At 74.4% G+C, this 23,926-nt stretch carries 24 protein-coding genes and 1 riboswitch; of the genes, 18 read left to right on the plus strand and 6 right to left on the minus strand.

The window, feature by feature from the left end; all coding sequences use genetic code 11:
• Window positions 1-5: 5 nt before the first annotated feature.
• The gene (locus tag CWOE_RS09275; protein WP_012933337.1) at window positions 6-1,031 is read left to right on the plus strand and encodes a histone deacetylase family protein; all 1,026 of its coding nucleotides are present in this window, start codon (window positions 6-8) and stop codon (window positions 1,029-1,031) included.
• 85 nt (window positions 1,032-1,116) lie between these two features.
• On the opposite strand, the gene CWOE_RS09280 is transcribed toward CWOE_RS09275, so the two are convergent.
• The 3 genes from CWOE_RS09280 to CWOE_RS30510 are packed head-to-tail and all read right to left on the minus strand — an operon-like array spanning window position 1,117 to window position 3,767.
• Window positions 1,117-1,692, minus strand: coding sequence for a hypothetical protein (locus tag CWOE_RS09280; RefSeq protein WP_012933338.1), 576 nt, complete (start codon window positions 1,690-1,692; stop codon window positions 1,117-1,119).
• Complete coding sequence (locus tag CWOE_RS09285; protein ID WP_012933339.1) at window positions 1,689-2,762, minus strand: hypothetical protein; 1,074 nt, start codon at window positions 2,760-2,762, stop codon at window positions 1,689-1,691. The genes CWOE_RS09280 and CWOE_RS09285 overlap by 4 nt, the downstream gene beginning before the upstream one ends.
• Before the next feature lie 3 nt (window positions 2,763-2,765).
• Entirely contained in the window at window positions 2,766-3,767 is a 1,002-nt protein-coding gene (locus CWOE_RS30510) for a glycosyltransferase (RefSeq protein WP_012933340.1), read from the minus strand.
• A 109-nt stretch (window positions 3,768-3,876) separates the two neighbouring features.
• Between CWOE_RS30510 and CWOE_RS09295 the strand changes: the two genes are divergently transcribed.
• From CWOE_RS09295 to rdgB, 4 genes are all read left to right on the plus strand, one after another.
• Window positions 3,877-4,122 carry a hypothetical protein gene (locus CWOE_RS09295; RefSeq protein ID WP_012933341.1) on the plus strand — a complete coding sequence of 82 codons (246 nt, stop codon included), beginning with the start codon at window positions 3,877-3,879 and terminating at the stop codon, window positions 4,120-4,122.
• A 92-nt stretch (window positions 4,123-4,214) separates the two neighbouring features.
• Window positions 4,215-5,066, plus strand: a complete 852-nt coding sequence (murI, locus tag CWOE_RS09300) for a glutamate racemase (protein ID WP_012933342.1) — start codon at window positions 4,215-4,217, stop codon at window positions 5,064-5,066.
• Window positions 5,063-5,800, plus strand: a complete 738-nt coding sequence (rph, locus tag CWOE_RS09305; protein ID WP_012933343.1) for a ribonuclease PH — start codon at window positions 5,063-5,065, stop codon at window positions 5,798-5,800. The genes murI and rph overlap by 4 nt, the downstream gene beginning before the upstream one ends.
• Window positions 5,801-5,820: 20 nt before the next feature.
• On the plus strand, window positions 5,821-6,450 hold the full coding sequence (rdgB, locus tag CWOE_RS09310; RefSeq protein ID WP_236262260.1) for an RdgB/HAM1 family non-canonical purine NTP pyrophosphatase: 630 nt from the start codon (window positions 5,821-5,823) through the stop codon (window positions 6,448-6,450).
• Window positions 6,451-6,559: 109 nt separating this feature from the next.
• On the opposite strand, the gene CWOE_RS33410 is transcribed toward rdgB, so the two are convergent.
• Window positions 6,560-6,724: a hypothetical protein gene (locus CWOE_RS33410; protein WP_160165489.1), complete on the minus strand. Its 165-nt coding sequence runs from the start codon at window positions 6,722-6,724 to the stop codon at window positions 6,560-6,562.
• Here CWOE_RS33410 and CWOE_RS09315 point away from each other — a divergent pair.
• The 10 genes from CWOE_RS09315 to CWOE_RS33820 all read left to right on the plus strand — a co-directional run bounded on the left by CWOE_RS09315 (window position 6,723) and on the right by CWOE_RS33820 (window position 19,397).
• Window positions 6,723-7,313: a hypothetical protein gene (locus tag CWOE_RS09315; protein WP_012933346.1), complete on the plus strand. Its 591-nt coding sequence runs from the start codon at window positions 6,723-6,725 to the stop codon at window positions 7,311-7,313. The genes CWOE_RS33410 and CWOE_RS09315 overlap by 2 nt on opposite strands.
• A 142-nt stretch (window positions 7,314-7,455) precedes the next feature.
• Window positions 7,456-7,773: an HU family DNA-binding protein gene (locus tag CWOE_RS09320; RefSeq protein WP_160165490.1), complete on the plus strand. Its 318-nt coding sequence runs from the start codon at window positions 7,456-7,458 to the stop codon at window positions 7,771-7,773.
• 259 nt (window positions 7,774-8,032) lie between these two features.
• The gene (locus tag CWOE_RS09325; protein ID WP_012933348.1) at window positions 8,033-8,344 is read left to right on the plus strand and encodes a LysM peptidoglycan-binding domain-containing protein; all 312 of its coding nucleotides are present in this window, start codon (window positions 8,033-8,035) and stop codon (window positions 8,342-8,344) included.
• Window positions 8,345-8,349: 5 nt separating this feature from the next.
• Window positions 8,350-9,645 carry a D-alanyl-D-alanine carboxypeptidase family protein gene (locus CWOE_RS09330; protein WP_160165491.1) on the plus strand — a complete coding sequence of 432 codons (1,296 nt, stop codon included), beginning with the start codon at window positions 8,350-8,352 and terminating at the stop codon, window positions 9,643-9,645.
• The gene (locus CWOE_RS09335) at window positions 9,642-10,604 is read left to right on the plus strand and encodes a 1-phosphofructokinase family hexose kinase (protein WP_012933350.1); all 963 of its coding nucleotides are present in this window, start codon (window positions 9,642-9,644) and stop codon (window positions 10,602-10,604) included. Before CWOE_RS09330 ends, CWOE_RS09335 begins: the two co-directional genes overlap by 4 nt.
• A gap of 193 nt (window positions 10,605-10,797) precedes the next feature.
• Entirely contained in the window at window positions 10,798-11,988 is a 1,191-nt protein-coding gene (locus CWOE_RS09340) for a GuaB3 family IMP dehydrogenase-related protein (RefSeq protein ID WP_012933351.1), read from the plus strand.
• Between the two features lie 16 nt (window positions 11,989-12,004).
• Window positions 12,005-13,606 carry a glutamine-hydrolyzing GMP synthase gene (gene guaA / locus CWOE_RS09345; protein WP_012933352.1) on the plus strand — a complete coding sequence of 534 codons (1,602 nt, stop codon included), beginning with the start codon at window positions 12,005-12,007 and terminating at the stop codon, window positions 13,604-13,606.
• 44 nt (window positions 13,607-13,650) lie between these two features.
• Window positions 13,651-15,600: a hypothetical protein gene (locus CWOE_RS09350; RefSeq protein ID WP_012933353.1), complete on the plus strand. Its 1,950-nt coding sequence runs from the start codon at window positions 13,651-13,653 to the stop codon at window positions 15,598-15,600.
• A gap of 69 nt (window positions 15,601-15,669) precedes the next feature.
• The gene (locus CWOE_RS09355; protein WP_012933354.1) at window positions 15,670-17,493 is read left to right on the plus strand and encodes a hypothetical protein; all 1,824 of its coding nucleotides are present in this window, start codon (window positions 15,670-15,672) and stop codon (window positions 17,491-17,493) included.
• On the plus strand, window positions 17,490-19,397 hold the full coding sequence (locus CWOE_RS33820) for a TolB family protein (protein WP_012933355.1): 1,908 nt from the start codon (window positions 17,490-17,492) through the stop codon (window positions 19,395-19,397). The genes CWOE_RS09355 and CWOE_RS33820 overlap by 4 nt, the downstream gene beginning before the upstream one ends.
• On the opposite strand, the gene CWOE_RS09365 is transcribed toward CWOE_RS33820, so the two are convergent.
• Window positions 19,398-19,604 (minus strand): hypothetical protein, encoded by a 207-nt coding sequence (locus CWOE_RS09365; protein WP_012933356.1) that lies wholly within the window; start codon window positions 19,602-19,604, stop codon window positions 19,398-19,400. It lies immediately after the preceding gene.
• Between the two features lie 76 nt (window positions 19,605-19,680).
• Window positions 19,681-21,006, minus strand: a complete 1,326-nt coding sequence (locus CWOE_RS09370) for a M23 family metallopeptidase (protein ID WP_012933357.1) — start codon at window positions 21,004-21,006, stop codon at window positions 19,681-19,683.
• Between the two features lie 10 nt (window positions 21,007-21,016).
• A riboswitch (cyclic di-AMP (ydaO/yuaA leader) is annotated at window positions 21,017-21,176 on the minus strand.
• 134 nt (window positions 21,177-21,310) lie between these two features.
• Here CWOE_RS09370 and rplM point away from each other — a divergent pair.
• The 3 genes from rplM (at window position 21,311) to glmM (ending at window position 23,903) form a co-directional block, all read left to right on the plus strand.
• Window positions 21,311-21,745: a 50S ribosomal protein L13 gene (gene rplM, locus CWOE_RS09375; RefSeq protein ID WP_012933358.1), complete on the plus strand. Its 435-nt coding sequence runs from the start codon at window positions 21,311-21,313 to the stop codon at window positions 21,743-21,745.
• 272 nt (window positions 21,746-22,017) lie between these two features.
• Complete coding sequence (gene rpsI / locus CWOE_RS33825) at window positions 22,018-22,539, plus strand: 30S ribosomal protein S9 (protein ID WP_407641502.1); 522 nt, start codon at window positions 22,018-22,020, stop codon at window positions 22,537-22,539.
• An 11-nt stretch (window positions 22,540-22,550) separates the two neighbouring features.
• Window positions 22,551-23,903 (plus strand): phosphoglucosamine mutase, encoded by a 1,353-nt coding sequence (gene glmM / locus CWOE_RS09385; RefSeq protein WP_012933360.1) that lies wholly within the window; start codon window positions 22,551-22,553, stop codon window positions 23,901-23,903.
• Window positions 23,904-23,926: the final 23 nt, after the last annotated feature.

Below are 23,926 nucleotides of genomic sequence, written 5' to 3' on the forward strand. Positions count from 1 at the left end.
CTCGCATGGAGCCCGCGGTCTACCTCTCGCACCCCTCGTCGCTCGCGCACGACACTGGCGCGCACCCCGAGCGGGCGGCGCGGATCATCGCGATCGAGCAGGAGCTGGAGCGCCGCGGTTGGCTCGGGCTGGAGCGCCTGGAGGCCCCGATCGTGCAGGAGTCCACGCTCGCCGCGGTCCACCCGGTCCGCTACATCCGCGCGATCGACGAGCTGTGCGCCGCCGGCGGTGGCGCGATCGATGCCGACACCGTCGTCGTCGAAGGTTCCTACGAGGCGGCGCTGCGCGCGGCCGGCGGCGCGGTCCGGCTCGTCGACCTGCTGCTGGGCGGCGGCGCGCGGACGGGTTTCAGCGCGCTGCGGCCGCCCGGCCACCACGCCGAGGCGGCGCGCGCGATGGGCTTCTGCCTGTTCGGCAACGTCGCCGTCGCCGCGCGGCACGCGCTCGACGCGCACGGCGCCGAGCGGGTGCTCGTGCTCGACTGGGACGTCCACCACGGCAACGGCACCAACGACATCTTCCACGCGACCGACGAGGTCCTGTTCGTCTCGCTGCACGAGTCGCCGCTCTACCCCGGAACGGGTCCCGTCGGCGACGTCGGCAGCGGCAGAGGAACCGGCTACACGGTCAACGTGCCGGTCGCCGCCGGCACCGGCGACGCGACGTACGCGTCACTGCTGGAGCACGTCGTCGTGCCGCTCGCGCGTGCATACGAGCCGCGCCTGATCCTGCTGTCGGCCGGCTTCGACGCCCACCGCGACGACCCGCTCGCCGGCGTGCGGCTGAGCGAGGGCGGCTTCGCCGCGATGACGGGCACGATCCGCCGGCTCGCGGCGGAGCTGGAGGTGCCGGTCGGCGGCGTGCTGGAGGGCGGCTACGACCTCGGTGCGCTGGCCGCCTCGACCGCCGCGACGCTCGACGTGCTGAGCGCTCCGGAGCCGCCGCCAGCGGTCGAAGACGTGCCGGTCGCGCCGGAGTCGCGCGCGGCGCTCGAACGGCTGGCCGCGCGCTGGCCGGCGTTGACCGTCTGACGCGGCGCTGACCGTCTGACGCGGCGCTCTGACCGTCTGAGGCGGCGCTGACCGTCTGAGGCGGCGCTGGCCGCCTGAGCCGGCGCTATCTGAGCGGGACCGTGATCCCGCCGGGCAGCGTCAGCGTTCTGCCGTCGGAGCTGGCGCCGGATCTGCCCGTGTCGGGCGCCGGCGTCGTGACCGGCGGCGCGGCGGAGTCCGGCGGCGTGGCTGCCCCAGGCGTGGCCGCCCCCGGCGTGCCGGCCGGCGGCGTTGCGGCGCCGGGCGTGGTCGCCGCTCCAGGCGTCGCCGCTCCCGGCGTGGCCGCCCCCGGCGTGGCCGCCCCCGGCGTGCCGGCCGGCGGGGTCGCGGCGCCGGGCGTGGCCGCTGGGTCGGCCGGCGGCGTCGCCGCGGGCGCCGGCACGGTCACGGTCGCCGGTCTCGGCGGCGGCTGCTCCTCGTCGAGCAGCACGACGAGCGTGTAGGCGATCGCTGCTGCGGCGAGCACGAGCGCGACGAGCGTCGCCGCGATCGGCAGCTTCCAGTTCGGCGGCGGGTCGACGCGCGTGCGCGCCGCCATCCCGCACTCCATGCACCACGCCTGGTCGTCGCGCAGCGCGTTGCCGCAGCGCGGGCAGAGGAATGCGCCGGGCGTCGTGGGCGACGGCCGCGTCGCGTTCACTGCGGCGGAGTGGGCTCGTGCGGCGCGCCCGCGGGCGGAGCCGGCGGGGCGGCCGGAGCCGCGGGCGCCTGAGCTGCGGGCGGCGCTGGGGCCGCGGGCGCTGCCGGGGCAGGCTGAGGCGGCGGGGCGGCGACCTGCGCGGGACCCTGCGCGAGCCCGCCGAGCGCGGCGCCGCAGTGCGCGCAGAAGCGGTCGTTGCTGCCGTAGAGCGAGAAGCAGCGCGGGCAGGTGCCGCCGATCCCGGGCGCGCGCACGTCGCGGATGTCGCGGCGCTCCGCGAGCGTCTCCTCCAGCGACCTCAGCTCGTCGTCGCACGCGCGGATCTGGTCGATCTTCTGGGCGACGAGGTCGTCGCGCTTGCGCTCGAAGCGGCGCAGGTCGAACGCGAGGCCGCCGAGGTCGCGCACCTGCAGCTCGCGCACTCTGCGCAGGTAGCGCAGGCGCCGGCGCATCCGCCCGCGCTCGCGGAAGCCGGGCTTGCGCTCCGGTGTGGGGGCTGCTGCTGCCTCGCCGGTTGTGGCGTCGCCGTTCGCGGCCTCACTCGCAGCACCTTCGGACGCGGCTCCACCTGTGGCGTCGGCCGGTCCGGCTCCGCCCGCGGCGTCGCCCGGCACGACTCCGCCCGTGGCGTCGCCTGGCGCGACGGGCGCCGGCTCGCCCGCGGCAGGCGTCACGCCCGCGGCCTCCGCGTCGCCGACGCTCTGCGGCGCGGCGCCCGCGGCGGCGGCGCTCAGCGCGCTCCCGCCCGCCGGCCCCGGCGTCATCCAGCTCGGCGTCGCGTCGGCTTGTGCCGGCTGCTCGGACACGGGCGGCTGCGCGACCGTCGGCTGCTCCTCGACCGGCGCGAACAGCTCGGTCGACTGCGCGGCCACCTCCGGCGGCACCGGCGACGGGCCGTCCGCGGGGCTCTCGGGCGCCGGCGCCCCGATGTACCGGGTCGGCGCCTCGGCGGCGGGATCTGCGCCCTGCGCGGGGGCGTCCGCGCCGACGTGGTCGGCCGCGTTGGGCGCGCTCGTCTCGTCGGATTCACCGGCGCGACGGCGTGCGATGCGTTGGAACAGGCCGCTCATCGATCAGTGGGTGCCGCGTCGTGCAACGGGTGCGGCACCAAGGCGGCGAGTATACCCACGGCCTCCCTCGGCTCTCGCCGCCTCGGTCGCGAGGGCCTGCCAGGAGACGGCCACGCGGCGGGCCATCCGGTCGGCCGAGAAGAGGCCCGCCCGGGCCCGTCCCGCGATCCGCGGGTCGTCCTCGGCGAGGTGGGGCGCGAGCGCCGCGCGCCAGCCGGCGGCGTCGAACGGCGCGCAGTGCGCGCCCGCGATCCCCTCGAGCGCGAGCGGAGCGATGCCGACCGGCGTCGCCAGCACCGGCACGTCGCACGCGAGCGCCTCCAGGACGGCGAGCCCGAAGCCCTCGCGCTCTGACGGGATCAGCACCGCGTTCGCCGCGTTGACCCACAGCGGGACGTCGTCGGGCGGGACGTTCTCGAGCGTCAGGAGGGTCGCGTCGCCCGCGATCTCACGGGCGCGGTCGACCCGCTTCTCCGACCGCGCGGCGGCAGCGGGGAACAGCAGGAAGCGGCCGCGGGGGTCGAGGCCGAGGCGAGCGCGCGCCTCGGCGCGGGGGAGCGGGCGGAAGCGCGTCAGGTCGACGCCGCACGGCAGCACCGCGACGCGCCGGCTCGTCCCCGCGCCCGGCAGCAGGCTCGCGAGCGACGCCGAGACCGTCGCGGCGAGCGACATCAGCGGTACGACGGCGCGACTCAGTCGGCCGGAGCGCGGGTGGGCGAGGTCGGTGCCGTGGAACGTGACGACGTGCGGCGCGCCGCGCACGGCGAGGGCGGGCCACGCGGTCAGCCCGAAGTGCGCGTGCACGACGTCGAAGCGCTCGTCGCGGAAACGGCGGCGGAGCTCGCGCGCGGCGCGCGGGTAGGAGCGCAGGCCGGGCGGGAACGCGAACAGCTCGACCTCGACACCCTCGATCCTGCGCAGCGCCTCGACCTGGTCGTGGACGAAGCGCCCGAGTGCCGGTCGTGCCGGCGATGGATACATGTTCGTCACGACAAGCGCGCGCATTGGCTGAGGCAGCGTAGCTCCGTGCGACTTTCGGCGCGGCTGCGTCTCGAACCGTGACGCCGCGCGCCGCAGACTCGCTCGCCATGTCCAGCGAACGAGGGAGGACGCGATGGTCTACCGGTTGATGGGACTCGTGCACGCGCGGGTCACGGAGCTCTGGCACGGCGAGCGGCTGACGGCGGTGCGGCGGGGAGAACGCGGGCAGGGGACGGTCGAGTACGTGGCGCTGATCCTGCTCGTCGCGGCGCTGCTCGCCGGCGTCGTGACGGCGACGAAGGGAACGAGATTCGGGACGGGCGGGATCGCGAACGCGATCGTGCGGCAGATCAGAGAGGCGCTGGAGGGGCTGAGATGACGGCGCCGCCCGCCTTCGGGCTGGTGGGCGAGCTGGACGGGGCGGCCTTCGGGTCGCTCCGTTTCCGCGCCTCTCTCTGCCACCATGACGCGATGCCAGCGACGACCGAACGCGCCGCCAGCGACCGTCCGATCGCCGTCTTCGACTCGGGCGTCGGGGGCCTCACCGTCCTCCACGAGCTGCTCGTCTCGCTGCCGAGCGAGGACTTCCTGTACCTCGGCGACACGGCCCGCTTCCCCTATGGCGACAAGTCGCAGGAGGAGCTGCGCGTCTGCTCGGCCGAGATCGCCGACCACCTGCTCGTCGCCGGCGCCAAGCTGCTCGTCGTCGCGTGCGGCTCGGCGACGGCGGCGGCGCTGCCACTGCTGGAGGAGCGGCTCGCCGGCAGCGGCGTGGACGTGCTCGGCGTGATCGCGCCGGCCGCGCAGCTCGCGGTCGAGGCGACGGCGAGCGGTCGCATCGGCGTGCTGGCGACGCCCGCGACCGTCGCCAGCGGCGCCTACGCCAACGCGATCGCGGCGAGCGACCCGCACGTGAGGTTGGAGAGCGTGCCATGCCCCGATCTCGCGCCGATCATCCAGAGCGGCTTCCCGTTCGACGAGCGCGTCGTCGAGACCGTCCGCCGCTATACGGCTCCGCTGCGGGCGGCCGAGGTCGACACCGTGATCCTCGGCAGCACGCATTACCCGCTCGTCGCGCCGATGCTGCAGCGGATGCTCGGACGCGGCGTCCATCTGGTGACCTCGGGCGAGGGCGTCGTCCGCAGCGTCGAGCGGGCGCTCGGCGCGCGCGACCTGCTGAACGGACGCGACGGCGAGGGCGACTACCGCTTTCACTGCACCGGTGACGTCGAGGCGTTCCGCACGCTCGGGACGCGCTTCCTGCAGATGCCGCTCGGCGAGATCGAGCAGGTCGAGCTCGTCCCGGCGGAGCTCGCCGCATGACCGGCGAGCGCAGCTACGGCCGCACCGCGGAGGGGCTGCGCCCGGTCTCGTTCGAGCCGGGGTTCGTCCGCAGCGCGACCGGGTCCGCGCTGATCGCGATCGGCGAGACGCGCGTGATCTGCACCGCCTCGGTGGAGGAGAGCGTGCCGCGCTGGATGACCGGGCGCGGCACGGGCTGGCTGACCGCGGAGTACGGCATGCTGCCCGCCTCGACCGGCCAGCGGAAGGCGCGCGACGTCACGAAGGGGCGTGCGGACGGCCGCACAGTCGAGATCCAGCGCCTGATCGGGCGCTCGCTGCGCGGCGTGGTCGACTTCAGCGCGCTCGGCGAGCGCACGGTCTACGTCGACTGCGATGTGCTGCAGGCCGACGGCGGCACGCGCTGCGCCTCGATCACCGGCGGCTTCGTCGCGCTCCAGCTGGCGTGCGAGCGGCTGGTGGCGGACGGGCTGCTGGAGCGCCTGCCGCTGACCGGCTCGGTCGCGGCGGTCTCGGCCGGCATCGTCGACGGCGTGCCGCTGCTCGACCTCGACTACCCCGAGGACTCGACCGCCGAGGTCGACGCGAACGTCGTGATGACCGGCGAGGGCGGCCTTGTCGAGGTCCAGGCGACGGCTGAGCGCACGCCGCTCTCCCGCGCGCACCTCGACGACCTGCTCGCGCTGGCTGAGCGCGGCATCGCCGAGCTGCGGGCGGCGCAGGAGGCGGCGGTCGCTGCGGGGCGGCCGGCGTGAGCGGCGGCGGGCCGCGCGGTGTGAGCGGCGGTGAGCCGGGTGGCGCCGCGCGCGGCGGGGCGCCCCTGCGGCTGCTGCTCTCCACGCGCAACGACCACAAGCTGCGCGAGTTCACGCGCCTCGCCGGCGGCCGGCTGGCGGTCGACCCGCTTCCCGCCGAGGTCACGCTGCCGCCCGAGGACGGCGCGACGTTCGCCGAGAACGCGCTCGGGAAGGCGCGCGCGGCGGCGCAGGCGACCGGCCGCGCGGCGATCGCCGACGACTCGGGCGTCGAGGCGGCCGCGCTCGACGGCCGCCCCGGCATCTACTCCGCGCGCTTCGCGGGCCCTGACGCCAGCGACGAGGAGAACCTCGTCAAGCTGCTGCGGGAGGCACCGGCCGGCAGCGCGCTCGCCTACGTCTGCGCGATCGCGTACGTCGATCCCGCGACGGGGGAGGAGCGGCTGTTCGAGGGCCGCTGCACCGGCAGGGTCGCCGCACGGCCCGGCGGCGCGGGCGGATTCGGCTACGACCCGGCCTTCCTGCCGGACGACGAGCTGCCCGGCGGCGCGCCCGGCCGGACGATGGCCGAGCTGTCCGACGCGGAGAAGGACGCGATCAGCCACCGCGGTCGCGCCGTGCGCATGCTGCTCCACTGGCTCGCCGCCTGACGCGCGTCCCGGCCGCCGCGCGGTCAGCGCTGCCGGTCGTCCTGGGTTCGTGTCGCAGGACGACCAGAAGGCAGGACGACACCTCCGGCGCGCGAGTGCGACGGTCGTGTCAGCGGAGGTTGATCGCGGCCGAGCAGGCGATCGCGAAGACGACGGCGCTGTAGCCGACGTAACCGCTCAGCAGGACGATCACCGCGGTGATCAGGCAGATCGCGACGGTGACGATCCACGCGATCCGCTCGAGCGGCACTCCCGTATCCTCGGGCTCTGGCATGACCGTCATTCTGACGCCTGCGCTCGCGCTGCGCTATCTGCGTGAGCTTTCGACCGACGTGCGTGCCGCGGCCGTGCTCGACGCGGACGGCCGGCTGCTCGCCGGCGACGGCGCCCTGGAGGCGCCCGCGCGCGAGCTGCTGAGCGCGCTTGACGACCTCGCCGGCGCCGGCGGGCGCGAGCTGATCGTGCGCGTCGAGGAGGGTGGCGAGGTGCGCGGCAGCGTCGTCGTCGCGCGCTCGGCCGGCGCGGGGGCCGCCGGCTCGCCGCTCGCCGCACCCGGGGCGCTGGTCACCCCCGCGCCGCCCGCCGCCGCCGCGCCGCGCGCGCTCGTGGTCGCGGTCGGGCCGTGTGCACTGCTCGACCTGCTGCGCGACGACCTCGCGACCGTGCTCGGCGACCTCGCGGGGGAGTCCGCGGACGGCCCGGAGGACTCGCGTCCGCTGCCCGATCCGCTGCCGGCGACGCTCGCTCAGGTCACCGCGATCGACGCGTCCAGGCGCGTCCAGGCGCCGAAACCGGCCGATTCGGCCGGTCGGACGGCGATTTTCGCCGCTGCGGAGATGCTCGCGGCGAGCGAGGCCTCCTGAAGCCCTCGTTGAGGCGTGATTTCCCGCTACGACGGGAAGGACCGCAAGTGCGTCCAATGGCCCAAATAGGCCGATCCGATGGGCTGAGGCGGTCAGATCCCCTGTTCTGACGGGCAATTCACGTTGTTCCCGTCCGCGGGGGTTGTTAGCTTCGGCCCTCCCACGACCTCGAAGGAGGATCACTGTGACGAAATCAGAGTTCGTCGACCAGGTTGCCGCCAACAGCGGACTGAGCAAGAAGGACGCCGGAGACGCTGTCGATGCCGTCCTCCAGACGATTGAAGAGGCGCTCAAGCGCGGTAGCGAGGTGACGTTCTCCGGCTTCGGCAAGTTCCACGTCGCCGAGCGCGGCGCCCGCGAGGGCCGTAACCCGAGCACCGGCGAGAAGATCCAGATCGCCGCGTCGAGAGTCCCGCGCTTCACCCCGGGCTCCGGGCTGAAGAGAGCCGTCAAGAGCTAGTACCGCTGGGGTCGTCACGACCCCGGCCTTCCTGGCCGAACCGACACGATCCGGCGCCCGCTCCGTTCGCGGACCCAGCGGGCGCATTCGGATCAGGCACGGCTTCGGCCGCAGAGTCGTCCCAGCTGCGGCGGGAGCCGCGCCGGTCACCGGTGCTCACGGATGCTCGTCCGTACCGGTGGCCGGCGAGCCACGGTGCACGCGTTCTGCGTGCCGACCCGCTCGGACGCCCGAACGCGCGGGTATCATCGCCGTCCTGATGGGCCATCGGACTCCTGTGCGCTTTCTCGCCCCACTTGCCCTCGTCGTCGCCCTCGTCGGCGTCGTCGTCGTCGTGCAGGCGTCGCGCCCGGACTCGACCGACTCCGCCCGCACCGCCGGCACCGTCGAGACGACGCCCCGCAGAGGCGCCAGAAGACAGGTCAAGAGAAAGACCTACGTCGTCAAGGCGGGCGACAACCTGACGGTCATCGCAGAACGCACCGGAGTCCCGGTCGACGCGATACAGCGCCTCAACCCGGACCTCGACGCAACGGCGCTCCGCGTCGGTCAGCGGCTGAGACTGCGGTGACGGTCGTGCCTCAACGCCGGGCGCGGAGCGGGGGACCGCTCGCGCTCTTCGTGACGCTGCGCGCGCTCGCGCTGGCCGTCGCCGCGCTTACGACTGCCGCCGCGCTCGCGACGCTCGCCGCGCTGCCCGCCGCCGCGCAGGCGAAGCTGCCGGCGCCGCCGAAGCTGTCCGCGCCGGCCGCCGCCGTCTTCGAGGTCTCCAGCGGCCAGCCGCTCTACGGCGTCGACGCCGGCGACCGCCGGCTGATCGCGAGCACGACGAAGATCATGACCGCGCTCGTCGCCGTTGAGAAGCTGCCGCTCGGCCGCGTCTGCACCGCGCCCGCATACGCCGCCACGCCTGCCGAGACGCAGATCGGGCTGCGCCAGGGCGAGCGGATGAGCGTCCGCGACCTGCTGCGCGCGCTGATGCTGCCGAGCGCGAACGACGCCGCCGCGACGCTCGCGGTCTGCGCGGCCGGCTCGCGCGGCGCCTTCATCGACCTGATGAACGCGAAGGCGCGCGAGCTGAGACTCGCCGACACCCACTTCGCGACGCCGGTCGGGCTCGACTCGCCGGCCAACTACTCGACCGCCGCCGACCTCGCGCGGCTCGGCATCGCGCTGCGCCAGAAGCCGTTCCTGGCGCGCACGGTCGACCTCAGATCGGCGGTCCTGCGGACCGGCGCGTTCCCACGCACCGTCGTCAACCGCAACGGCCTCGTCCAGAGCGTGCCGTGGGTCGACGGCGTCAAGACCGGTCACACCAACGCGGCCGGCTACCTGTTGGTCGCGTCGAGCACGCGCGACGGCCTCTCGTTCGTCGCCGCCGTGATGGGCACGCCGAGCGAGAGCGCGCGCGACGCCGACGCGCTGGCGCTGCTGAGATGGGCGTACGCGACGCACCGGATAGCGACGCCGGTGAAGAGCGGCGCGGTCTTCGCGAGAGCGAAGCTCAAGTACCGGCCGGAGGACAAGATCGATCTGGTCGCGACGAGATCGGTCAGAGAGCTGGTGCGGCGTGACCAGAGAGTCGTGGTGGCGGTCAGAGCGCCTGACGAGCTGCAGGGACCGCTGCCGAGAAACGCTGTTGTCGGCTCGCTGACCGTACGCGCCGGCGGCAGAATCGTCGCCAGAGTGCCGCTCGTGACGAGAACGGCGGTGCCCGAGGTCGGCATCCTCGAACGGGCCGGGGACGCGGTTGCAAGACCGGGTAGCCTGATAGCGATCGTGGTGATCGTCGGGGGCGCGGCCGCGCTGCTGCTCCGCCGCCGCCACGGGACCCGGCGCCGTCGTGGCCGCGCGGACATGGAGGCAGCATGATCATCACCGTGACGCTCAACACCGCGATCGACAAGACGCTCGAGGTGCCGAACTTCCGCATCGGGCGGCGGCACCGGTCGGTCGACCAGACGACGATGCCAGGCGGCAAGGGCGTCAACGTCGCGCGGGCGATCAAGCGGCTCGGCCGCCCCGTGATCGCGACCGGCTTCGCGGGCGGCGCGACCGGCACGCGGATCGTCGAGGCGCTGACGGCCGAGTCGGTCCTGACCGACTTCGTCCGCATCGGCGAGGAGTCGCGCACGAACACCTCCGTGCTCGATCCGACGACCGGCATCCAGACCGAGATCAACGAGCGCGGTCCGGCCGTCTCCGAGCGCGAGATGGAGCTGTTCCGCGACAAGCTGCTCTACCTCGCGCAGGGCGCCGACATCTGCGTCTTCGCCGGCAGCCTCCCGCGCGCGGTCGAGACCGACGTCTACGCCGGGCTGATCCGCGAGCTGCGCAAGCGCGGCGTGACGACCGTCGTCGACACCGACGGCGAGCCGCTGCGCCATGCCGTGCGCGCCGAGCCCGACGTCGTCTCGCCGAACGTGATCGAGGCCGAGGAGCTGGTCGGCCACGAGTTCAACGACGACGAGGACCGCATGCTCGCGGTCGCCGAGATCGTCGAGCAGGGCGCCGGCGAGGCGATAATGACCGTCCCCGACGGCTGCTTCGCGAAGGTCAAGACCGACAACGGCTCGCCACAGCTCTACCGCGTGCGCGTCGAGCAGCAGGAGGCGCGCGCCGCCGTCGGCTCCGGCGACGCCTTCCTGGCCGGCTACGTCGCCGCCCGCTACACGGGCGGGACGCCCGAGGAGTGCCTGCGCTTCGGCGTCGCCTGCGGCGCCGAGTCGACGCAGCACTTCGGTGCCGGCGTGATCGATCCGCACAACGTCGAGCGGCTGCTCGGCGCGGTCGAGGCGACCCCCGTCTCGCTGCCGGCCGAGGTCTCCTGATCGGCGCGCGGCGCGCCCGCGCGAACCCCCGCCAGATCTGCCTGATCCCGGCGCATGAGCGGGGGGAGGGTTCTTCAGGCGCGTTGCTACGATGGAACGTGTCGCTGGTTGCCGCCACGACGACGATTCGCTCCCCCTCCGGCCCCGCTCTGCGCGGGGCTGTTTCGTCCGCCTCGACCCGTACGGTGCTTCCATGGAAATAGAGATCGGCCGCGGTAAGAAAGCTCGTCGCGCATACGGGTTCGATGATGTCGCCATCGTGCCCTCGCGACGCACGCGTGACCCCGACGACGTCGACATCTCTTGGACGCTCGGCCCGTACCGTTTCGAGCAGCCGCTGCTCGCTTCGGCGCTCGACGGCGTCGTCTCGCCTGAGACGGCCGGGATCATCGGCAGACTCGGTGGTCTTGCCGTCCTCAACCTCGAGGGCATCTTCTGTCGCTACGAAGACGTCGACGCCCAGCTCGAGAAGATCGCCAGCCTCCCGCAGGAGGAGGCGACGCGCGAGATGCAGGAGATCTACCGCGAGCCGGTCAAGCCCGAGCTGATCGCACAGCGGATCCGCGAGATCAAGGACCAGGGCGTCGTCGTCGCCGCCTCGCTCACGCCGCAGCGCGTCCGCACGCACTACGAGCTGGCGCTCGAGGCCGGACTCGACATCCTCGTGATCCAGGGCACGGTCGTCTCCGCCGAGCACGTCTCGACAGTGAGCGAGCCGCTCAATCTGAAGGAGTTCATCGGCGAGGTGCCGGTGCCGGTCGTCGTCGGCGGCTGCGCCTCCTATCACACCGGTCTCCACCTGATGCGCACCGGCGCGGCCGGCGTGCTCGTCGGCGTCGGACCGGGTGCGATCTGCACCACGCGCGGCGTGCTCGGCATCGGCGTCCCGCAGGCGACGGCGATCGCCGACGTCGCGGCAGCCCGCTCGCAGCACATGCTCGAGACCGGCGACTACGTCCGCGTGATCGCCGACGGCGGCATGAAGAACGGCGGCGACGTCGCGAAGGCGATCGCCTGCGGCGCCGACGCGGTCATGCTCGGCTCCGCGCTCGCCAAGGCCGTCGAGGCCCCGGGCCGCGGCTACAACTGGGGCATGGCGACGTTCCACCCGACGCTCCCGCGCGGCACGCGCGTGAAGACGCCGCAGAACGGCACGCTCGAGGAGATCGTCAACGGTCCCGCGCGCGAGAACGACGGCATGTTCAACCTGATGGGCGCGCTGCGGACGTCGATGGCGACCTGCGGCTATCGCGACATCGCGGAGTTCAACCGCGCCGAGCTGATGGTCGCGCCCGCGCTGCAGACCGAGGGCAAGAGCCTCCAGCGCGACCAGCAGGTCGGCATGGGTTCCAACGGCCGGGCCGTCGCCCTTGTCAACGACTGACGGGCTGACGACGCACGTGCCGACGTCAGCGACCGCGACGGTCGCGGCGGGCGGGACGGCGGCGGAGCCCAACGTCGATGCCGAGCAGGTCGTCGTCCTCGACTACGGCGGCCAGTACTCACAGCTGATCGCGCGCCGCGTGCGCGAGTGCGGCGTCTTCTCCGAGCTGCTGCCGCACCACGTCGGCGCGGCCGAGGTCGCGCGCCGCAGACCGAAGGGGCTGATCCTCTCCGGCGGCCCCGCCTCCGTCTACGCGGACGGCGCGCCGAGACTCGAGCCCGAGCTGCTGCAGCTCGGCATCCCCGTGCTCGGCATCTGCTACGGCATGCAGCTGCTGACGACCGAGCTCGGCGGCGAGGTGCAGGGCGCCGAGGTCGGCGAGTTCGGCCGCTCCAAGCTGACGGTCAAGGAGCCAGGCCGGCTGCTCGCCGGGCTGCCGCTGGAGCAGACCTGCTGGATGTCGCATCGCGACACCGTCTTCGCGCCGCCGCCCGGCTTCACGGCGCTGGCGTCCTCGACGGAGTCGCCGGTCGCGGCGCTGGAGTCGGTCGAGCGCGGGATCTACGGGATCCAGTTCCACCCCGAGGTCGTCCACACGCCGTATGGCCAGGACATCATCACCCGCTTCCTGGAGGAGATCTGCGGCTGCGCCCGCACCTGGTCGGCCAGCTCGGTGATCGACGACCAGCTCGCGCGCATCCGCGAGCAGGTCGGCGGTGGGCGCGTCATCTGCGCGCTGTCGGGCGGCGTCGACTCCTCAGTCGCCGCGCTGCTGGTGCACCGCGCGATCGGCGACCAGCTGACGTGCGTCTTCGTCGACCACGGGCTGATGCGCAAGAACGAGGGCGAGCAGGTCATCACCGCCTTCCGCGACCACTACAAGGTCCCGCTCGTCGCAGTCGACGCCGAGGAGCGCTTCCTCAACCGCCTCAGAGGCGTCACCGAGCCCGAGCAGAAGCGCAAGGCGATCGGCGACGAGTTCATCCGCGTCTTCGAGGAGGAGTCGGCCAAGCTCGCCGAGGGCGGTGCGAGGTTCCTCGTCCAGGGCACGCTCTACTCCGACGTGATCGAGTCGGGCGGCGGCACCGGGGCAGCGACGATCAAGTCGCACCACAACGTCGGCGGTCTGCCGGACGACCTCCAGTTCGAGCTGGTCGAGCCGCTGCGCGCGCTGTTCAAGGACGAGGTCCGTGCCGTCGGCGCCGAGCTGGGGCTGCCGGAGCGGCTCGTCTGGCGCCAGCCGTTCCCGGGACCGGGTCTCGCGATCCGCGTCGTCGGCGGCGAGGCGACGAGAGCGCGGCTGGACACGCTGCGCGACGCCGACGCGATCCTCCAGGACGAGATCCGCAGAGCCGGCCTCTACCGCGAGCTGTGGCAGTCGTTCTGCGTCCTGCCGGACGTCCGCACCGTCGGCGTCCAAGGCGACGAGCGCACCTACGGCTACGTCGTCGTGATCCGCGCGGTCACCAGCGACGACGCGATGACGGCCGACTGGGCGCGTCTGCCGTACGACCTGCTGGAGCAGATCGCCTCGCGGATGATCAACGAGATCCGCGAGGTCAACCGGGTCGTGCTCGACATCACGAGCAAGCCGCCCGGCACGATCGAGTGGGAGTGACGCCCGGCTGAGCCGCCGGACCCGGGCGCTACCCTCCTCCGCACGTGGAGGGCACGCTCGGAAGCCGGTTGGCGGCGCTGGACGCGCGTCGCTTCGTGGGGCGGGCGCGCGAGCTGCGCGTCGTCGACCGCCTGCTGACAGACGATCCGCCGGCGGCGGTCGTCTTCGTCCACGGCCCCGGCGGGATCGGGAAGAGCACGCTCCTGCGCGAGGCGGCCCGGCGCGGCGCGCTCGCCGGCTTCGACGTGCGCACGATCGACGGACGCGAGGCCGCGTCCGAGCCCAGCGGGCTGACGCGGGCGCTCGACGGCCTCGCCGGGACGGCGCGTCCGCTCGTCGCGATCGACTCCTACGAGCTGATCTCGGCGGTCGGCGCGTCCCTGCGGCGGACGATCCTGCCGGCGCTGCCGGCGTCGACCCGCGTGCTGGTCGCCGGCCGGCGGCCGCCGGAGGCCGGCTGGTTTGAGGACGGCTGGGAGGCGCTGACGCTCCCGCTCGCGCTCGGGCCGCTCGACGACGCCGACGCGCGGGCGCTGCTGCACCGCCACGGGATCGGCGACGAGCGCCGGACGGCCGCGCTGCTGCGGTGGGCCGGCGGCCTGCCGCTCGCGCTCGCGATGGGCGCGGACGCGACGCTCGCCGCGGGCGCGCTGGAGCTGCGCGCGCTCGACGACGACCGCGCGCTGGCAGGGGCGCTGCTGCAGCGGCTCGCCGGCGACGAGCTCGGCGGCGCCGACCGCGAGGTCCTCGCCGTCGCGGCGATCGCGCCGGCGGTCGACGCCCGCCTGCTGGCGGCGGCGCTGCCGGGGATCGACGCCGACCACGCCGAGACGTGGCTGCGCGGGCTCTCGTTCGCGGCGTCGGCAGGCGCGCGCGTCCGCATCCACGAGCGGGTCGCGGCGGCGCTGCACGCCGAGCTGCGCGCGCGTGACGCCGACCGCGAGCGGGAGCTGCGCCGCCGCGTCGCCGACCACCTCCACGACCGCGCCGCGACCGGCCAGCCGGGCCTGACGGCGGAGCTGATCAGCCTGATCGACGACCCCGCGATGCGCTGGGGCTTCGCGCTGGAGATCGGCGACCGCTACCGGATCGACCGTGTCCGCACGGGCGACGCGGACGCGGCCGCAGCCGCGCTCGACGCCGCGGACGCGTCGTGGTGGCCGGGGGTGCGGCGGTTCTTCGACGAGGCGCCGGAACGGGTGCTCGTCGCGCGCGACGCGCAGGGCGCGCTGGCCGGCTTCGCGATCACGGCGACGCCCGCGAGCGCGCCCGCATGGGCCGGCGACGACGTCGTGCTCGGTCGCTGGCTCGCGCACGCGCGCGAGCGCGCGCCAGACGGCAACGCGCTCCTGTGGCGCAACACGTTCGACCTCACCGGCGCGCAGGAGTCGCCCGTCGTCGGCCTCCTCAACACCGCCGGCATCCAGCTCTCCGGCCTCCCGAACGTGCAACTGCTGTACGGCCACGCCGATCCCGCCGACGCGGAGGCGCAGGAGCTGAGCCGGGCACTCGGCGCCGTCGTCGTGCCCGAGCTGGAGGTGCGCGACGGCAGTCGCGTCGTCGAGTGCCACCTGATCGACCATGGTCAGGGCGGGATCCTCGCGGCGACGCGCGCGCTGCTCTACCGCGACCTCGGCCTGCCGGCACCGCCCGCGCGGACGACGGAGGAGGTCGCGGCCGCGACCGTGCGCGAGGCGCTGCGGGCGTTCCACGACCCGCTTGCGCTCGCCGCGAGCCCGCTGGCGCAGGGCGCCACCGTCGAGGCTCGCGCCGCCTCGGTCCGCGGCCTCCTGCGCGAGGCGGTCGCCGCCGCCTTCGGAGACTCCGACGACGAGCGCCTGCTGCGCGCCACGCTCGAGCGCGGCTACCTCGACGGCGCCGGCGGGCACGCACGCGCGGCGCTGGCGCTGAACGTCAGCCGCACGACCTACTTCCGCCGCCTCGCGGAGGCGTCCGAGCGGCTGGCCCGCTACGTCGTCGCGCGCCGCGGCTGAGACCGCGACTGGTCCCGAATCGGTCCCAGATCGCCCACGGGACCGCGATCTTCCAGAAGGATGTCGGGCATGTGTTCGATCCCACGTCCTCGCCGTCGCACCACGCGCCTGTGGGCGCTGCTGGCGGCGCTCACCGCGCTGCTGATCGCCGCTCCGGCGGCTGCCGCCGGCCCGTTCGACACCCGCCTCGCGATCGATCTGGTGCCCGGACCGAGCGGCTCGGAGCCGGAGGGCTTCGCCTCCTACGGCGGCCAGCTGTACTTCGGCGCGACGGACGGCGTGCTCGGAACGGAGCTGTGGCGGACGGACGGGATCACCGCGACGTTGGTGAAGGACATCAACCCGGGTGCGGCCGCGTCGACTCCCTATCTCGCGGGCACGCAGGCCGCGGCCTTCGACGGGTTCCTCTACTTCAGCGCGTTCGACGGCGCCGGCGGTCGCGAGCTGTGGCGAACGGACGGGACGACGACGGAGCGCGTCCACGACGTCGTGCCCGGGGTCGGGAGCGCAAGCCCGGAGTGGCTGACGGTCGCGGGCGGACAGCTCTACTTCCGCGCCTTCCACCCGGATTACGGCTCCGAGCTGTACCGCACAGACGGCAGAACGCTGACGCGCTTCGAGATACGTCCCGGAAGAGCGGACGGCTACCCGTCGTCGCTCGTCGCGTTCGGCGAAGCCGTCTACTTCTCCGCCAACGAGGGCGTGACCGGGCGCGAGGTGTGGCGCGTGCGGAGAGGTCTTCTGCAGCAGGTGGCAGACATCGAGCCGGGCGCGAGAGAAGGGGAGCCGCAGTCGTTCGAGCCGCTCGGCGGCCACCTGTACTTCACGGCATCGACGTCGGCGACCGGGCGCGAGCTGTTCCGCACGGACGGGACGACGACGCAGCTCGTGCGCGACATACGGCCCGGGGCGGTCGGCTCGGAGCCCTACTCCTACACGGCGTTCGCCGGCCGGCTGTGGTTCCACGCCAACGACGGTGTGCGCGGGGACGAGCTGTGGCGCACCGACGGGACGACCACGGCGCTGGCGCACGACATCGCCCCCGGCGCCGCCGGATCGGAGCCCAGCGACTTCACCGTCGCCGGCGGGCGGCTGTACATGACCGCGGACGACGCCGTCCACGGCGACGAGCCGTGGAGCACCGACGGCGTCACGACGGCGCTCGCCGCCGACGTCAACCCCGGCGCGAGAGGCTCCTCGCCCGACGACCTGACCGCCGTCGGCGAGCGGCTGTTCCTGCTCGCCGAGGACGGGACGCACGGGGAGGAGCCGTGGATCGTCGACGGCTCCTCAGCCGCGCTCGCCGCCGACGTGCTGGCCGGCTTCCAGGGCTCCGATCCGTCCGATCCGGCGGCGCTCGGCGACGGGCTCGTCTTCAGCGCGAACGACGGCGTGCACGGGCGTGAGCTGTGGAGGTCCGCGCCGGCCGCCCCGCCGGTGTCGCCGCCGCCTCCGTCGCCCGGGCCCGCGCCGGCGCCTGCGCCGAGACCCGGCGTCGCCCGCGATCGCGCCGTCCGCGTCACGCTCGCGGGCAGACGGCTGGCGTTGAGCAGACGCTGGACCGTGAGACTGCGCGTGGCGTGCCCGGCCGCCGAGGCGACGGGCCCATGCCGCGGGACGGTGTCGCTGCGGACGCGCGGGCGCGTGCGCCACCGCGGCAAGCGACGCGTCGTGACGCTGACGAGCGCGCGGTTCGCGGTTCCGGCGGGCAGAAGTGCGCTCGTGACGCTGACGCTGCCGCGCAGCTCGCGCGCGCTTGCGCGCCGGTCCGCCGCCGCGCGCCGTGTCAGCGCGGTCGCCGTCGTGCGCGACGGCGCCGGCAACAGAGCGACGGTCACGCGGCCGCTGACGCTGACGCTGCCGAGAGCCGGTCGGGCCGGTCGGGGCCGGTGAGGGAGCCGCGCGTCGTCGTGGCGCTGCTCGCCGCGGGGGTGGCGGTCTGCGTCGCGGCGGGCGCTCCGGCCGCCGCCGGCGCCGCCGGGACGACCGAGCGCGTCAGTCTCGGCGCGGGCGGCGCGCAGCTCTTCGACGACAGCTGGGGACCGAGCGTCAGCGCGGACGGGCGCTGGGTCGCGTTCGTCAGCACGGCCGCGAATGCCGTTCCCGGCGACACGAATGTGCGCTCGGACGCCTTCCTGCGCGACCGCGTCACGGGCGAGACGCGCCGCATCTCGGCCCGTGCCGACGGCACGCAGGGGAACGAGGACTCGGACTCGGTGCCGTTCGGCTCGGTCGCGTTCGCGCCCGTCTTCGCGGAGACGTCGATCAGCGACGACGGCCGCTACGTCGCGTTCACCAGCTTCGCGACGAACCTGGCCACCGCCGGCGCGACGAACGTCTGGAGCGACGTCTTCCTCTACGACCGCGTCGCGAACACGCTCAGACGGCTCAGCACGAGCGTCGGCGGCGACGACGGCAGAGGCGACTCGTTCGACGCCCACGTCGCGCCGGATGGCACGCACGTCGTCTTTGCGAGCGTCGCGGCCGATCTCGTCACGACGAACAACGTCCCGCGGGACGTCTTCCTCGCCGACGTCGCGACGGGCGCGCTGACCCGCGTCGGCGAGGCGCCCGGGGGCAGAAGAGCGACCGCCGGCAGCGACACGGGGGACGTCAGCGCCGGCGGTCGCTTCGTCGCGTTCTCCAGTCACGCCTCCAACCTCGTCGGCGGCGACGGCAACGGCCGCGAGGACGTGTTCGTGCGCGAGACCGCGACGGGCGGGATCGAGCGCGTCAGCGTGAGCGCGAGCAGCAGCGACGCCAACGGCGGCTCCGAGCGGCCGTCGATCAGCGCCGACGGCTGCCTCGTCGCGTTCGTCTCGGACGCGACGAACCTCGTCTCGCCGCCGACCGCGGCGGGCGACCGCGTCTTCGTCCGCAACCGTTGCGCCGGCACGACGGAGCTGGCGAGCGTGTCGGCCGCAGGCGCGCCGGGCGACACCGAGGGCTACCTGCCCCCGGCGATCTCCGGCGACGGCTGCGCGGTCGCATTCGTCGGCCCCGCGCTGGTCGGCGGGCTGGCGCTGCGCGATCGCTGCGCCGGCGCGACGACGCGCGCGGACCTCGCGACGGGCGGTGCCGGCGGCAACGCCGTGCCCGGCCGGTACGCGTTCAGCGGCGGCACGGGCCGTCACCTCGCGTTCGACAGCCGCGCGTCGAACCTCGTCGTGGGGGACACGAACGGCGACGTCGACGTGTTCGTGCGCGACCGCGAGGGGAGCCCGCCGCCCGGCGGCGGAGGTGGCGGCAGAGAAGGGGGCGGAGGGGGCGATCCCGCTCCGGCGCCTTCGCCGGGCGGCGGGAGCGGAGCGGGCGGCGCGGGCACGGGCGGGGGCGCGGGCTCGGCACCGGGCGGCTCCCGGCCGGGCGCTGCGAGACCGCTCGCGCTGCGGCTCTCCGGCGTCGGCCTCTCGCGGACGCGCTTCGCGGTGCTGCCGCGCGGTTCGCGCGTGACGCGCGGGCGCGGTGCGCGCCTGATGCTGACGGCGAGCGAGCCCGCGACGCTCTCGCTCCGCTACGCGCGCGTCGTCGCTGGCCGCCGGGTCGGCCGTCGCTGCGTCGCGGGGGCCGGCCGCGGCCGGCGCTGCACGAGCATGCGCGCCGCCGGCGGCGCGAGCGCCGTCCTGCGCGCCGGCCGCAACACGATCGCGCTCACAGGACGGATCGGGCGCGCACGGCTCGCGCCGGCGACCTATCGCCTGACGCTCGTCGCACGGACACGCGACGGGCGGACCTCGGAAACCGTCGCGCGGACGCTGACGATCACGCGCGCGGCGGCGGGGAGGCCGCCGCGGTGATCACCCGTCGTCGCGCGGGCGGTCGTGCTCGTCGCGCGGCACGTCGTCCGGCTGGGGGGCGTTGCCGTCGAGGTAGCCGCCGGGGCGCTTGCGCCCCTCCGGGTGGAACGTCGAGACGAGCAGGACGACGATCGCGATCGCGACGATGCCGAGACCGAGATAGCCGAGGGCGTCGTTGGAGATCGGGAGAACCGTCGCGAGCAGCATCGCGTCAGAGGGTAGTCGCGCGTGCCGCCCGGTGCGGCGCGCCCGCGCGGCGTGGCACGCGGGCGGGGGAGCCGGCTCAGCCGAGCCGGTCCCAGCGCTTCAGCGTCGGCAATGGGTCGACCACGGTCCCGCCCGAGTACCAGCCGGGCGACGTCCACAGCTCGAAGTGGAGCAGGCAGGCGGTCGCGTTGCCGGTGCGGCCGACGGTCCCGATCTGCTGACCGGTCTCGACGCGCGCGCCTCTGGCGACGGTCGCCGGGGTCGCGAGGTGCATGTAGCCGTGGTCCTCGCCCGTGACGGGGTCGCTGATCACGGCGTAGTTGCCGGCCGCGCCCTGGACGCCCGTGTGCTTGACGGTCCCGCCGCGCGCCGTGACGATCGGCGTGCCGCACTTCGCGAGCACGTCCTGGCCCGCGTGCGAGCGGCCGCCGCGGCCGGCGCCGAACGCCGCGCCGTCCTCGCCGTAGGTGTGCGGCCCGCTGACGGGGAAGACGGCGCCGACGAAGGTGAAGCCGCCGACGCGGGCGGAGCCGGACGGGGGCGGGGACCCGCCGGCCGCGGGCGCCGCGCCGCCGGCGGCGGCGGCGCCGGTGTCGGGCGCGGCGGTCGTCCGCGGGGCGGAGCCGGCGACGGTCGAGACGCGCACGTCGTACCTGCCGTCGGACGCGAGGCCGGCGTCGCTGCGGCCGTCCCACGCGACCGTCTGCTGCTGGCCGGTGGCGGCGCTGCGCTCGTCGCTGAAGATCGAGAGGCCGTCGGAGAGCCGCACGACGTCGACGCGGACGGTGACGGCCGCGGCCGCGCGCGAGACGTAGGCAATCGAGGCGGCGGAGGCGGCCTTGCCGGCCTTCCGCGTGACGAAGCCGGCCTCGAGCTGGTCGACGCCGGGAATCGGCCGCAGGACCGGCGCGGGGAGCGTCGCCGCGTAGGTCGTCGAGGCGGGCTTGACGACTCTGACCGTGACGCCGTGCGACTGCGAGGCGACGCCGGCGGCGGTCACGAGCGCGACGTGGCCGCTGCGGGCCTTCGCCGGGACCTTCACGTCGAGGCTGGTCGCGCTCGTCGCGCGGGCACGCGCGCGCACGTCGTCACGGCTGCCGCGGGCGCCGAGGAAGACGACGGCGCTCGCTCTGTCGAGCGCGCGGCCGCCGAGCGCGACGGTCCCGCCCTGCTCGACGGTGACGGTGCCGGTCGCGTCGCCGGCGGCGCCGGCGCAGCCGCTCGTGCAGGCGATGCTGGCGATCGCGGGGGCGAACGCGGTCGATGCGGCGCCGCCCGCCTGGGCGTGCGCGGAAGGTGCGAGGACGGCGGTCGCGGCGAGGCCGAGGACGGCGGCGGTGAGGGTCCTCTTCGCGACAGGGCGGTGCAGGTGGGGCCCGCAGGACCCCATTCCGAGCAGCATCGGCGGACGATGCCCCTTTCGTGACGGCCTACGGGGTTAGCTGACGGGCTCGCGCTGAAAGGGCCGCGCTACCGAGCACCTGTGCTCGGATTCGCCCCAGCGGCGACGTCGGACGCCACCGCATTGGTTTCCCCGCTCCTCCGGGCAGGAGGACTCGGCAGGCTTATGGAACGTCGGGCAGTATAGAGACGGCTCCGACGGATGGGGGGAAGCTTCCGGCCGCTCGGGGCCTGCCGGCACGTTCGCCCCCGGTCGTCTATAGTCACCAACCCGCCGCGCCACGGTGCGCGGCCACTTTCATGCCATGAAGACTTACGTCGCCAACTCAAATGACCGCGAGCGCAACTGGCTCGTCGTGGACGCGAACGGGCAGACGCTCGGCCGCCTCGCGACGCAGATCGCAGACGCCCTCCGCGGCAAGCGCAAGCCCACGTACACCCCGCATGTCGATACCGGCGACTTCGTCGTCGTGATCAACGCCGAGAAGATCTCGGTGTCGGGAAACAAGCGTGCCGACAAGCGCTACTACCGCCACACCGGATACCCCGGCGGCCTCCGCTCCCGCACGCTCGAGGAGATGCTCGAGCGGCGGCCCGAGGAGGTCATCCGCATCGCGGTGAAGGGCATGCTGCCCCGCAACCGCCTCGCGCGCAAGCAGATCACGAAGCTCAAGGTCTACGCCGGGCCGGACCATCCGCATGCCGCACAGCAGCCGCAACCCATGGAGATCGAAGCCTAGTGTCCGACGTCGAGCAGCCTGAAGACGAGCAGCGCAACCCCGAGGGCAACGCGCCCAAGGAGCCCGTCGAGGCCGCCGGCGAGGCGCCGGAGCCCGTCGCCGAGGGCGAGCAGCCCGCCGCTGACGAGGCTGCCGAGCAGCCCGCCGCCCCCGAGCAGCCCAAGGCCGACGCTGCGCCCGCCGCAGCCGCCGCCGAAGAGGGCGAGCTCGAAGAGGTCGACGAGACGCCGCGCGTGAAGCCGGAGATCCCCGGCGCCGATCTCGTGCCGGACATCGTCATCGAGGGCGAAGGTCGCGAGGAAGGCGAGCTCGACGAGAACGGCGAGCCGATCCCCTCGGCCGACGGCGACAGCGACGAGGAGCAGGAGGCGCAGCCGATCGCGGACGCGTCGATCAGCCTCGCGTCCGGCGCGCGCTACACCGCGACGGGCAAGCGCAAGACGGCGGTCGCGCGTGTGATCCTGAAGCCGGGCACCGGCAATTACACGATCAACGGCAAGCCGCTCGACGATTTCTTCCCGCGCGCCACGCTTCAGCGCAACATCCGCCAGCCGCTCGAGGCCGTCGGGTACGAAGAGCGCATGGACGTGATCGCGAAGATGCACGGCGGCGGTGTCTCGGCTCAGGCCGGCGCGCTGCGTCACGGCATCTCCCGCGCGCTCCTTCAGGCCGACCCGAACCTTCGTGGCGAGCTGAAGAAGCGCGGCTTCCTCACGCGCGATCCGCGCGTGAAGGAGCGCAAGAAGGCCGGCCTCAAGAAGGCCCGCAAGCGTCCGCAGTTCTCGAAGCGCTAGCGTTCCACACCATGGCCCGCCGGTTGTTCGGCACGGACGGTGTCCGCGGCGTCGCCGGCGAGTTCCTGTCGGCAGAGCTGACGCTTGCGCTCGCGCGCGCCGCAACGGCGCGCGCAGCCGCCACGACGCCCCAGCCGCGCGTGCTCGTGATCCGCGACACGCGCGAGTCGGGTGAGATGCTCGAAGCGGCGGTCGCCGCCGGCGTCGCCGCCGCGGGCGGCTCGGCGCTGATCGGCGGCGTGCTGCCGACCCCGGCCGCCCCGCTGCTGATCCGCCGCTACGGCTTCGACCTCGGCGTCGTGCTGTCGGCTTCGCACAACCCGTACGAGGACAACGGCGTCAAGTTCTTCGGCGCCGACGGCGACAAGCTCTCCGACGCGGTCGAGTCCGAGATCGAGGCGCTGCTCGACGGGCAGGCCGCGGCGGGTGGGCGGGATCGGGTCATCGGCGGTGTCAGCCAGCTGCACGGCACGCTCGACGACTACCTGCGCGAGCTGCAGACGCGCTTCTCCGCGCTCGACCTGTCCGGCAGACGGATCGTGCTCGACTGCGCGCACGGCGCGACGTACAAGGCCGCGCCCGAGATCTTCCGCCGCCTCGGCGCGCACGTCGACGTGCTGTCAGACGCCCCCGACGGCCGCAACATCAACGCCGGTTGCGGCTCGACCCACCTCGACGAGCTGATCGCCGCGATGCGCGCCGGCGACCATGACGCCGGCTTCGCCTTCGACGGCGACGGCGACCGCGTGCTGGCGGTCGACGGCGACGGCGCGGTCGTCGACGGCGACGAGCTGATCGCGCTCGCCGCGCTGCACCTGCGCGCGCAGGGCGCGCTGCGCGGCAACGGCGTCGCCGTCACGGTGATGACCAACTACGGCTTCCACGCGGCGATGGCGGACGCCGGCATCGAGGTCGCCACGACGTCGGTCGGCGACCGCTACGTGCTGGAGGCGCTGCGCGAGCGCGACTGGGCGCTCGGCGGCGAGCAGTCCGGCCACATCGTCGAGCTCGGCTACGCGCCCTCCGGCGACGGCATCGCGAGCGCGCTGCTGACGCTCGAGGCGCTCGGCGCCGGCAGCCTCGCGGAGCGGCAGGGGATGGAGAAGCTGCCGCAGCGGCTCGTGAACGTGCGCCTGCCCGACCGCGCCGCGCTCGAACGCGCCGCCGGCGACGCCGAGATGCACGCCGCGATCGAGCGCGAGCACGCTGCGCTGGACGGTCGCGGGCGGGTGCTCGTGCGTCCGTCGGGCACCGAGCCGCTGCTGCGCGTGATGGTCGAGGCGCCCGATCCGGCCGAGGCCGACGCCGTCTGCGCGCGGCTGGTCGAGCGCGCCGAAGCGGCCGCGTCTCAGCCCGCGGGCTGAGGGCGCCGCCAGACCGCCCGCTA

Origin of the sequence: Conexibacter woesei DSM 14684 (assembly GCF_000025265.1) — a bacterium.
Taxonomy (GTDB): Bacteria; Actinomycetota; Thermoleophilia; order Solirubrobacterales; family Solirubrobacteraceae; genus Conexibacter; species Conexibacter woesei.